The organism is Streptomyces sp. CB02058 (assembly GCF_001905505.1).
In the GTDB taxonomy this organism is placed as follows: domain Bacteria; phylum Actinomycetota; class Actinomycetes; order Streptomycetales; family Streptomycetaceae; genus Streptomyces.
In genome coordinates, this window is the sequence record NZ_LIPG01000007.1 from 432,678 (window position 1) to 444,470 (window position 11,793).

At 73.6% G+C, this 11,793-nt stretch carries 6 protein-coding genes; 2 read left to right on the top strand and 4 right to left on the bottom strand.

Annotation, left to right across the window (positions count from 1 at the left end):
* Positions 1–34: 34 nt before the first annotated feature.
* Entirely contained in the window at positions 35–6,751 is a 6,717-nt protein-coding gene (locus AMK10_RS32770) for a type I polyketide synthase (RefSeq protein ID WP_073752673.1), read from the top strand.
* Between the two features lie 180 nt (positions 6,752–6,931).
* Here AMK10_RS32770 and AMK10_RS32775 read toward each other — a convergent pair whose 3' ends face one another.
* Positions 6,932–8,377 carry a dihydrolipoyl dehydrogenase family protein gene (locus AMK10_RS32775; RefSeq protein WP_073752674.1) on the bottom strand — a complete coding sequence of 482 codons (1,446 nt, stop codon included), beginning with the start codon at positions 8,375–8,377 and terminating at the stop codon, positions 6,932–6,934.
* A 115-nt stretch (positions 8,378–8,492) separates the two neighbouring features.
* On the opposite strand from AMK10_RS32775, the gene trxA reads away from it, so the two are divergent.
* On the top strand, positions 8,493–8,882 hold the full coding sequence (gene trxA, locus AMK10_RS32780) for a thioredoxin (protein WP_073752675.1): 390 nt from the start codon (positions 8,493–8,495) through the stop codon (positions 8,880–8,882).
* Positions 8,883–8,991: 109 nt separating this feature from the next.
* On the opposite strand, the gene AMK10_RS38810 is transcribed toward trxA, so the two are convergent.
* The 3 genes from AMK10_RS38810 to AMK10_RS32795 form a co-directional block, all read right to left on the bottom strand.
* The gene (locus AMK10_RS38810) at positions 8,992–9,444 is read right to left on the bottom strand and encodes a hypothetical protein (RefSeq protein WP_382563760.1); all 453 of its coding nucleotides are present in this window, start codon (positions 9,442–9,444) and stop codon (positions 8,992–8,994) included.
* A 72-nt stretch (positions 9,445–9,516) separates the two neighbouring features.
* Positions 9,517–10,545: a LacI family DNA-binding transcriptional regulator gene (locus tag AMK10_RS32790; protein ID WP_073752676.1), complete on the bottom strand. Its 1,029-nt coding sequence runs from the start codon at positions 10,543–10,545 to the stop codon at positions 9,517–9,519.
* A gap of 91 nt (positions 10,546–10,636) precedes the next feature.
* Positions 10,637–11,749 (bottom strand): glycosyl hydrolase family 18 protein, encoded by a 1,113-nt coding sequence (locus AMK10_RS32795; RefSeq protein ID WP_073752677.1) that lies wholly within the window; start codon positions 11,747–11,749, stop codon positions 10,637–10,639.
* Between the last annotated feature and the right edge of the window lie 44 nt (positions 11,750–11,793).

An 11,793-nucleotide genomic window follows, 5' to 3' on the forward strand; every position in this document is an offset into this window, starting at 1 on the left:
CGGACTCCGCCCCGCCCGTGAAGTGAGTACCCGTATGGAATTCGAACCGATCGCCGTCGTCGGCCGCGGCTGCGTGCTGCCCGGCGCGCTCGACCCGGACACGTTCTGGGAGAACATCGCCGCCGGCCGTACCACGGTGTCGGCCGCCCCGGCGGGCCGCTGGCGGTTGCCGCGCCGCTGGGCCATGGGCTCGGTGGACGACCACCTCGACCGCACCTGGACCGATGTCGGCGGCTACGTCGAGGGGTTCGAGTCCGTCTTCGATCCGGACGGCTTCCGGATCCCCGGGGAGCGGATCTCCTCTCTGGACCCGCTCTTCCACTGGGTCCTGTACGGGGTGAGGCAGGCACTCACCGAGGCGGGCCGCGAGGGACCGCTGCCGCGCGGTGGCCTGGTGATGGGGAACCTCTCGTACCCCACGCAGGCCGGGGCGGAGTTCTCCGAGCACGTCTGGCTGGCCGCGCAGCGGTCCCCGCTCCGTGAGGCCCTGCTGACGGGGGAACACCGGTCGCGCCCCGACGCACGCAACCGCTTCTCCTCCGGGCTGCCCGCCCGGCTCGCGGCCCGTGCGCTCGGACTCGGCGCGGGTGCGTGGGCCCTCGACGCGGCCTGCGCGTCCTCGTTGTACGCGATCAAGCTCGCATGCGACCGGCTGCACGACGGCACGGCCGATCTGATGGTGGCCGGCGGGGTCAGCCGACCCGATCCCCTCTATCTGCACGTGGGGTTCTGCGGCCTGTCCGCGACGAGCCGCACGGGGCGCAGCCGTCCCTTCCACCGGGACGCGGACGGGCTGGTGCACGGTGAGGGAGCCGGTTTCGTCGCCCTGATGCGGCTGTCCGAGGCCCGCGCCTCCGGCCTTCCCGTGTTCGGTGTGATCCGTGGTGCGGGGCTGTCGAACGACGGGCGCGGTTCCGGGCTGATCAGCCCGTCGGAGGAGGGTCAGGTACGGGCCATGCGCCTGGCCTACGGCATGGCGGGCGTCGCTCCCGAGTCCGTGTCGCTCGTCGAGTGCCATGCGACGGGAACCCCGGTCGGCGACGCGGTGGAGGTGCGGGGCATGGCCCGGGTCTTCGGGGCCGGGGACGACGTGCCCATCGGTTCGGCGAAGTCGAACGTCGGGCACCTGCTGGCTTCGGCGGGCGTGGCCGGGCTGCTCAAGGTGCTCGGTGCGCTGCGGGCGGGGGTCCGTCCGGCGACGCTGGGCGCGGACCGGCCGCTGGACGCGCTGGCGGGCACGCCGCTGCGGGTACTCACGGCTCCGGAGGAGTGGGCGGGGCCGCGCAGGGCGGCCGTGAGCGCCTTCGGGTTCGGCGGGACCAACGCCCACCTGGTGGTGGATCACGCGGAGGACGCTCCCCCGTCCTCCGTGCCACGGCCGCCGCGCCGCGCGACGGCTGCCGGACGGCGGCCCGACGAGCCTTCCGGCGGCCGGGAGGTGGCGATCGTCGCTCTCGGCGCCCGGGTCGGCGACGGGACCTGTGCCGAGGACTTCCGCCGGGCCGTGCTGGGCGGTGAACGGCGCGGCCCTGCCACGGAGATCGCGGTGGAGCTCACGGGGCTGTGCTTCCCGCCGTCGGGGCTGGAGCGGACCGTACGCCACCAGCTTCTGGTGCTGGAGGCAGCCCGGGAGGCCGCACGGGCGGTGTCCCTGCCCCGCGAGCGGACCATGGTGGTCATCGGCATGGGGGTGGACCCAGAGGTGGCCCGGGCGGGCGCCCGTTGGCGGGTTCCGTACTGGCTGGACCGGGCCACCGGTCGGGGCGTGCCGGTGCCGCAGGCCGGTCCCGCCCGGGACGCGTTCGTACCGCCCATGACCGCGGAGGGGGTGGTGGGCAGTATGCCGAACCTCCTGGCGAGCCGGATCAGTACCCAACTGGACCTGGCCGGACCGTCGTTCGCGGTGTCGGCGGAGGAGGCGTCCGGGCTGGTGGCGCTGGAGGTCGCGGCGCGGGCCATCCGGTCGGGGGAGGCCGATGCGGCACTCGTCGGTGCCGCGGACCTGTCCTGCGAGGCGGTTCACCGCTCGGCCCTGCGGGAGCTCGGGCACGAGGGCGATCCGGGCGACGCGGCGGTGGTCCTGGTCCTCAAGCCCCTGGACACCGCGCGCAGGGACGGCGACACCGTCGTCGCCCTGCTGGACGAGGGAGCCCTCGACGAGCCCGACATGGTCATCGGCGACGTCTCCGGTGCGGCGTTCGACCCGGCGTCGGCGTTCGGGCGTGCTCACGCCGCGTCCGGGCTGGTCTCCGTCGCGGTCGCGGCGCTCGCACTCCAGCACCGTGCCGTGCCGCGTCCGGCCGCACCCGCGGACACCGCGGCCGTCGCCCACACGGCGCGGGCCGTGGTGACGCCGATGGAGGGCCCCGAGGCGAGCGTGCGCCTGCGCACGGGTGATCCCCGGCCGTGGCTGCGGGGACCGGCTCCGCGTCTGCACGTCTTCTCCGGGGCCGACCGCCGGGAGGTGCTGGCCGCGCTGGACGCGGGTACGGAGTCCAGCGCGGGGCCGGCCCGGCTGGCGCTCGTGGTCGGCGGCGGCGCCGCTCTGCCGGACCGCACCGCTGCCGCCCGCCGCTGGCTGACGGAGGGCGGGCGCCGTCCCGCCGATGTGCTGTACCGGGACGGGCCGGTCGAGGGGCGGACCGCGTTCGTCTACACCAACGGCTCGGCCGCGTATCCGGGGATGGGCCATGAGCTGACGCTCGCCCTGCCGTCGCTCGGCGAGGCCGTCCGGGACGGCCACCGGGCGCTGGGCACGCGGCTGCGGTCCGGACCGGAGCCGGAGCGCGGCGTGCTCGGCCAGATCTGGGCCGCCGCCGAACTCTCCGTCCTGCACACCGTGTTCACCCGAGAGGTGCTCGGCCTGCGGCCGGACGCCGCGCTCGGGTACTCCTCGGGCGAGTCGGCCGCCCTGGTCGCGCTGGGGGCGTGGCCGGACGCCTCGGGGCTGTACGAAGCCACCCGGGACAGCGGTCTGTTCACGACCGAACTCACCGGTGAGCTCCGGGCCGTCCGGCGCCACTGGCGGCGACGGGGCATCCAGGGCTCCCGGTGGTCGAGCTATCTGGTCAGCGTCCCCCTGGACGTGGTCCGCGCGGAGCTCGCCACTCGGGACGCGGTCCATCTGATGGCGGTGAACGCGCCCGGTGTCTGTGTCATCGGTGGCGAGTCCCGGGCGTGCGCGGATGTCGTGGCACGGCTCGGTGCCGACCGTGCGATCGAGCTGGACTACGACATGGCGGCCCACGCGCCGGAGTTGGCCGAGGTCCGGGAGGTATGGCGCGAAGCCCACCACCGCCCCACGGTCGACGTGCCCGGGGTGCGGTTCTACAGCGGGGCCACCGGACAGGCGTACCGGCCGACGGCCGAGCGTGCCGCCGAGGCGATCACCGCTCAAGGGCTGGGCACGATCGACTTCGCGGCCACGGTCGAGCAGGCGTGGGCCGACGGTGTACGGGTGTTCGTGGAGCACGGGCCGAGGCGGCTGTGCACCGGCTGGATCAAGCGGGTGCTCGGCGACCGGGAGCATGTGGCCGTCGCGCTGGACTCCCCGGAGGACACCGGGCTGCGCCAGCTGTGCCTGGCCGTGGCCGAACTCGTCGTCGCCGGAGTGCCCGTGCGGGCCGACGAGATGTTCGCCCGGCTCGCCCAGGCCGCCACGGATCTCCCTCGGCCCGGGCCGACCGTCACCGTGCCCATGGTCCCGTCACCGTGCCTGCCGCCTGCGGAGCCTGTGGTGGCCGTGGCACCTGCTGTACCCGTGGTGCCTCGGGTGACGATCCTGCCCCGGGCCCCCGAGCTGGCCCCGGTACCGGACGCGGGCAGGAGCCGCCCCTCCGCTGCCGCGGCTCCGCCGGACCGTGGCCCTCGGCACTCCGCCGCACCGGCCGTCCCGCCGGCGCGGGACTCCGGCGGCCTCACCGCCACGTCCGCTCCCGCCGCCCTCTCCCCCGGTGCCGCGGAACAGCGACTCCGGCCGCCTGCCGAAGGCTCGGAGGAGTGGGGGACGGTGGGAGTACGGGCCGCGGTCGCCCGGCAGAGTCTGCGGGTCGCCGCGCTGCACCAGGAGGTCATGGCCGCCCACTCGGAGGCCCATCAGCGGTTCCTGCGGGTCTCGGCGCTCGCCGTCACCGCACTGACGGCCCCGGTGCCGCCGGACTCCGTTCCCGTACGGCTGACAACCCCGGTGCCACCGAACCCCGTTCCCGTACGGCGGCACGCCCCCGTCATGCCTTCCCCGGCCGTCCGGCCCCGACCGGCTCCCGCACCGGCCCCGAGGCCCGGTCCGGCCTTCGATCGCGCCCAGTTGGAGCACCTCGCCTCCCGTGAGATCTCCGCCCTGTTCGGCCCGCGCTTCGCCGAGCAGGACGGATACGCGGTGCAGACCCGGATGCCCGGGCCACCCATGCTGTTCGCGGACCGGGTCACCGGCATCGACGCGGTGCCCGCGGCGCTCACCCTGCCGGAGCCGGTGCGCACGGACGGAAGGATCTGGACGGAGACCGACGTCCTGAGCGACAGCTGGTACCTGGACTCCACGGGACACATGCCGGCCGGTCTGCTGATCGAGGCGGGCCAGGCCGATCTGCTCCTGCTCAGCTGGCTGGGTGTCGACCTCCTCAACCGGGGCGAGCGCGCCTACCGGCTGCTGGGCTGCGAGGTGACGTTCCACGGCGAGCCACCGCGCGCCGGCGACACGCTGTGCTTCGAGATCCGTGTCGACGGCCACGCGGAGGAGGAGGGCGTCCGGCTGGCCTTCTTCCACTACGACTGTTACGTGGACGGCGAACTCCGGCTGAGTGTCCGTGAGGGCCAGGCCGGGTTCTTCACCCCCGAGGAGCTCGCCGGCAGCGGCGGTGTCCGGTGGGATCCCGCCGAACACGCGCCCGTCGACGACCTGCCGCTCGACCCGCCTGCCGTGCGCTGCGGAGCGACCCGCTTCGGCCCGGACCGGGTGCGCGCCCTCGGGGAGGGGCGGCCCGCGGACTGCTTCGGACCGGGCTGGGAGACGACGGCGGCCCATGTGAGGTCGCCGAGACTCGACGAGGGCCGACTGCGGCTCCTGGACGAGGTGACCGCCTTCGACCCGGCCGGCGGCCCATGGGGCCGGGGCTATCTGCGCGCCGAGACCGCGCTGTCGCCGGACGACTGGTTCTTCGCCGGGCACTTCAAGAACGACCCCTGCATGCCGGGCACTCTGATGCTCCAGGGCGGCCTCCAGGCGATGGCGTTCTACCTCACGGCCATGGGCTTCACCGTCGACCGGGACGGCTGGCGCTTCGAACCGGTCGGCGGGATCCCCTACAGGACCATGTGCCGGGGCCAGGCGACCCCGGAGAACCGGCGGGTCGTCTACGAGGTGTTCGTCCGCGGTGTCTCGGCCGGGCCGGAACCCACGCTCCACGCGGACGTGCTGGGTTCGGTCGACGGGACGAAGGCGTTCCTGGGCCGCGGCATGGCGGTGCGGCTGGTACCCGACTGGCCGCTGTCACAGTGGCGGCACTCTGGCCCGCCCCTCGTCCAGGGCGGCGGAGCCCCTGTGCCGCTCCCGCGGCTCGGCGGACTGGCCGGGCACAGCGAGGAGAAGCCGGTGGCTCTGGCGGCCGACGGACTCCCCTTCGGCTACGCCTCACTGCTGGCGTGCGCCTGGGGCAGGCCGAGCGAGGCGTTCGGCGCCATGTACGAGCCCTTCGACGGCACCCGCAGGGTGGCCCGGCTCCCCGGGCCGCCGTACCACTTCATGAGCCGGATCGTCTCGGTGGACGGGCCGCAGGCCGGGATGCGGGAAGGCAGCACCGTCGTCGCGGAGTACGACGTACCGGCGCAGGCCTGGTACTTCGAGCAGAGCGGTGGTCACACCGTGCCCTTCGCCGTGCTCACGGAGATCGCGCTGCAGCCGTGCGGGTGGCTCGCCTCGTACGTGGGCAGCGCACTGACCACCGGCATGGACCTGCTCTTCCGCAACCTCGACGGGTCGGGGACGGTCACCGGCGAGGTGACCCCGGTGACGCGTACGGTCCGCACCCGTGCCGAACTGACGCGTGTCTCGCGCAGCGGGGACATGATCATCGAGTCGTTCCGGGTGTCGTGCACGGCTGACGGCGTGCCCCTGCTCGAACTCTCCACGGCCTTCGGCTACTTCCCTCCGTCAGCCTTCGACGACCAGCCGGGCCTCGCGGTGGCGGCGGACGACCGGGCGCGTCTCGAGGAGCGCTGCGGCCGTACGGTCGATCTGACCACCCGGCCCGCCCGGTACTTCGCCGGGGAGCCGTGCCTCCCCGGCCCCATGCTGCTGATGCTGGACCGGATCACGGGCTACTGGCCGGACGGGGGGAGCGCGGGACTCGGCCGGTTGCGGTCGGAGAAGGACGTGCGCCCGGACGCCTGGTTCTTCCGGGCCCACTTCTTCCAGGACCCCGTGCAGCCGGGCTCCCTGGGCCTGGAGGCCATGTGCCAACTGCTCCAGTTCCACCTCGTCGAACGGGGAGCGGGCGACGGTCTCCCGCACCCCAGGTTCGAGCCCGTGCTGCCCGGCCGCGAGACGGCCTGGACGTACCGGGGCCAGATCACCCCCGCCCAGCGGCTGATCCGGGTGGACATGGACATCGTGGAGAGCGGCACGGACGAGCGCGGCCCCTACGCGGTGGCCGACGCGTCGCTCTGGGGCGATGACACATGCATCTACCGGGTGCGTGGGCTGGGTATGCGCGTGGTGTCCGGGGCGGACCGTCCACCGCACAGGGCCCGGTAGACGCCGTCGGGCATGTGTCGCCGTCGCGGCGTGCGCGGCGTCCGAATCCTGGTGTCGCGACCGGCGGGGTGGGCGGACGCCGTCAACCGGCTCGCGTCCGCCTGATCGTCATGACCGCGCCTGGCGTCCGTGCCCGTCGCGGGCACTTCGGCCACTCTCCTCGCACGGACCTGCTCGCCCTCACCCCCTGTACGTCTCCAGCAGCCGCAGCCAGACCTCGCTGATCGTCGGGTAGGCCGGCACCGCGTGCCAGAGGCGGTCGATCGGTACCTCGCCGGCGACGGCGACCGTCGCGGAGTGCAGCAGTTCACCGATACCGGGGCCCACAAAGGTGACGCCGAGCAGGATCTCGCGGTCCAGGTCGACGACCATCCTTGCGCGCCCCGTGTACCCCTGCGCGTAGAGGCCGGATCCGGCGACGGAGGCCAGGTCGTAGTCGACGGCGCGTACGCGGTGGCCCGCCGCCTCCGCCTCCGCGAGGGTGAGGCCGACCGACGCCGCCTCCGGGTCGGTGAACACGACCTGGGGGACGGCCGCGTGGTCGGCGGTGGCCGCGTGGGCGCCCCAGCGGTCCGTCTCCAGCAGTGGCGTCCCCTGCGCGCGGGCGGCGATCGCCGCTCCCGCGATGCGTGCCTGGTACTTGCCCTGGTGGGTCAGGAGCGCGCGGTGGTTGACGTCTCCGACCGCGTACAGCCAGTCGCTTCCCTCCACCCGGCAGCTGTCGTCGACGGTGAGCCAGGAGCCGGGCTTGAGTCCCACGGTGTCGAGGCCGAGGTCGTCGGTGCGCGGGGCGCGGCCGGTGGCGAAGAGGATCTCGTCGGTCTCCAGCCGTTCCCCGTTGTCCAACTCGACTGTGACCGGGCCGTCGTGCCCCGCCCTGTGCACGCTTCTGGCCGACACTCCGGTCAGGATCTTCGCGCCGGCCTCGGTCAGGGCGTCGGCGACCAGTTCGCCCGCGAAGGGCTCCATCTTGGGGAGCAGCCGCTTGCCGCGGATCAGCATCGTCACCTGGGCGCCGAGCCCCTGCCACACGGTGGCCATCTCCACGCCGACCACTCCCCCGCCGACGACGACGAGCCGGCCGGGTACCTCCTTGGCGCTGGTCGCCTCGCGGCTGCTCCAGGGGCGGGCCTCCGCGACGCCGGGCAGTGCGGGGACCACGGCGCGGCTGCCGGTGCAGACCGCGACGGCGTGCCGTGCGGTGAGGTGCCGCTCCGACCCGTCGGCGGCCGTCACCGACACCTGCCGTACTCCGGTCAGCCGTCCCTTGCCGCGGTAGATGTCCGCGCCGACGCTCTCCAGCCAGGCGACCTGACCGTCGTCCTTCCAGTGGGAGGTCTGCTCGTCGCGGTGGGCGAGGACGGCATCCGCGTCGAGCGGGCCCTGCACCGCGCCGCTCAGCCCCGGCACACGGCGTGCGTCGGCGCGCGCCACCACCGGGCGCAGCAGCGCCTTGCTGGGCATGCACGCCCAGTACGAGCACTCGCCGCCGATGAGTTCGGACTCGATCACGGCGGTGCTCAGCCCGGCGGCCCTGGCGCGGTCCGCGACGTTCTCGCCCACCGGTCCCGCCCCGATGACCACCACGTCGTATTCGTTGGTCTGTGCACCCTCAGCATCTGTCATGGGAACAGTGTGGTCATGGGTGTGCGCCGCGGCCACACGGGCAGGCGGAATACCGCAAGAGTCGTCACCGTTGTGCCGGACAGGTTCGAACGGTCCCAGGAAGAGGTAACAGAGTATGAGCACCGTAGAGCTCACCAAGGAAAACTTCGATCAGGTCGTGAGCGACAACGAATTCCTTCTGATCGACTTCTGGGCTTCCTGGTGTGGTCCGTGCCGGCAGTTCGCCCCGGTCTACGACTCGGCGTCCGAGCGCCACCCCGACCTGGTCTTCGCCAAGGTCGACACGGAGGCGCAGCAGGAGCTGGCGGCGGCCTTCGAGATCCGTTCGATCCCGACGCTGATGATCGTCCGTGACAACGTGGCGGTCTTCTCGCAGCCCGGCGCGCTGCCCGAGGCGGCGCTCGAGGGTGTCATCGGGCAGGCGCGGAACCTCGACATGGATGAGGTCCGCAAGTCGGTCGAGGAGCAGAAGCAGGCTCAGCAAGCACAGCAGGAGCAGCAGTAGTCCCTTCGCGCGTGCGGCACACGTGACGAGGCCCGGCCGGAACGGCCGGGCCTTCCTCGTGCGCGGACGGGAACCGGATCGCCTGTCCCGGCCCTCAGGGTGTGCGGGCTCAGCCGGCGGCGGGCAGCCCGCCGCTCCCCTTCTCCACCGCGCCCGGCGCGTCAGGGGCTTCAACCGCGTCCGACGCGTCGCGCGTGTCCTCCTCTGCCCCGCCCTGGTCCGCCTCCGGCCCGCCCGTGGCCTGGTCCACCGCCTGCGGCTCTCCAGGGCTCTCGTCGTGCCGTACCGGTTCCTCCGTACCGCCGATCCGCTCGGCGATCCTGACCGTGAGGCCGTAGTCCAGTTCGTGCCCGTCCACCAGCAGGGCTTCCACCGTGTGCGAGGCCGGGTCGATGTCCGCCACCAGGCCGTCTCCCGCGTAACGCGGGTAGCCCGAGGTCCCGGTCTGCCCGGTGGCCGCCACGACCGCGGAGCGGATCGCGGTACTGGGCTCGGGGACGCCGGTCGCGGTCTCCTCGGGTTCCGGGAACACCAGGATCTCGTAGCTCTGCGGATGGCTCATGCCGACGACGCTAGACATCCGCCGCCGGTGGCGCATGTCGTGGCGGCGGGCGCGGGCGCCGGGACCGCCCGGTCAGGTGGATTCGCGCCGCACCGCGAGGGCCCGGAGCAGGTAGTGGCGTTCCGGCGCGCCGCCGGGGTTCTGCACCAGCCGGTCGATCATCTCGGCCAGTGGCTGCTCGGTCGCCAGTTCCGTCCTGACGCTGCTGAGCCGGGGCCGCAGGAGCCTGCCGAGCATCAGGTCGTCGGCGCCGATCACGGCTGCCTCCGACGGGATGCGGATCCCGGCGTCCTGGAGCGCTCTCATCAGGAGCATGGCGTACGCGTCGTCGTAGGCGAACACCGCGTCCAGGCCGAGCGTGTGCCAGCGGGAGGCGAGGTCCTGGGCCGACGCCTCGTCGTAGTGCAGCGGCAGTGGCTGGACACGGGCGTCCACCTCCGCGTCCTCGGCCGCGCGGACCGCGCCGGCCAGGCGTGGTTCGGCGAACAGGGCGAGGCCGGGTTCCCCGGGCATGACCACGCCGATGGCGCGCCGCCCGCGGGAGAGCAGATGCCGCACGGCACAGCCCCCGACCTCCCCCTGGTCCATGACCAGGGCGTGCGCCCCTTCGACGGGCTGCGGGCCGAGGGTGATCACCGCCTTGGCGCCGGAGCGGGTGAGCACGCCGATCCCGTGCGGGGTGAGGGCGATGCCGCTGGGTGACACCACGGCGACGGGGCGGAGCTCGGCCCATGCCCTCGCGGCCTCGTCGGCGTCGAGGCCGACGCTCCCGTACTGCACGACGGTGTAGTCGAGACGGCGCAGGTCCGACTCCAGGCCGGTGAAGAAGCGCTGGTGCAGGGGCCCTCCGGGCGCGTGCGCGGCGGGCAGCAGCACCATTCTGGTGTGCCCGGCGCGCAGGCTCCGGGCCGCCGCGTGCGGGACGTAGCCGAGGTCCGCCGCGGCCTCCTTGACCCGGAGGCGGGTGGGTTCGCTGATGCGAACAGTGGTGTTGTTGTTCAGTACGTAGGACACGGTGGCCCGTGAGACTCCGGCGAGCCGCGCCACATCGGCGCTGGTCGGAACGGAGACGCCTGCGGGCTGCTCGGGTAACTGGCTCATGGCGTCCGGCAGTCTTCCAGACCAGCTCGCCCCGTCGGCGGCCCGGGGGGGTTGTCGGGCCCGTCACGGGACGGGCCCCGGCGGACGGGTGTCAGTCCCCGGCGAGCACCGGCCAGATCCCCGGGTCCTCGAAGCCGAGCGCCCAGAGCACCGTGCCGGCCACTCCGTGCCCGCGCAGCAGCGGCAGGTGGGTGGCCACGCCGCGTGCGTCCTGGTACCAGACCTCGCGGGACTCCGTGCCGTCGTCGTAGGTGAAGTGCGGGGTGCCCGAGACCTCGTCGAAGCGGTAGGCGGCGTCCTCCTGGACACGCAGCGCTTCGGCCTCCTTCCAGGTGACGTGCTGGGTGGGTGCCTTGCTCGCGCTGTCGGCGGGCCAGTTCCAGCCGTACGCCGGGAGGCCCATCTCCAGCTTGGCGGCCGGGACGAGCGCGGTGGCGCGGGTCAGGATGTCGTCGTACCAGCGGGTGTCGGCGAGAGGTCCGGGGTCACCGGCCGCGTGGTGAAGGTTGTAGCCCATGATGCGGAGCCGGTCCACGACACGCCCGAGTGCCGCGTAGTCCCAGACCCGTCCGGTGGTGGCGGTCTTCGGGAAGACCGTGACGACGCACTGCTTGCCGAGGAGGTCCAGACGGTGGCAGACGTCGGTGGCCAGTGCGGTGAATCCGTCCCGCACGGCTGCGTACGTCGCGTCGCCGGTGGTGGCGATGGATTCGTAGTCCAGGTCGAGGCCGTCGTAGGCACGGCTCGCGACCGTGCGCATCAGCGCGTCGGCGTGTTCCGTGCGGCGGGCCGGGCTGGTGAGGATCGCCGCGAGGGCGCCGGGCTCCATCGTCTCCATGACCGTGGGGACGACCTTCACCCCGGCCCGGTGGAGCCCGTCGATGACGCGGCGCTCGCCCGCGCCGGGGTGTCCGTCGATCCGGCCGGCCGAGACGGCCTGGTACCAGAAGGGGCTGACGGTGTGCAGCTGCCCGGCGTGACTCAAGGCGTCCTGATAGGCGCCCTCCTGGTCCCAGTAGGGCAGCCACGCCGACACCGTACGAGGGCCTGCCGGCGGACCTGGAGCTGTGGCCGAGGTCGAGGGCGGAGCGTCCGGCCGCGGTGCTGACGCCGCGCCAGAAGCCGTGGGCAGCACGGCTGCCGCGAGGAGGGCCGTGACCATGAGGGCACGGGTGAGCCGGGGACCGGCGAAGGGGGTGACCATGAGGTAGAGCCTGAGGGTCGTTCACCCGACCCGCTCCATGGACT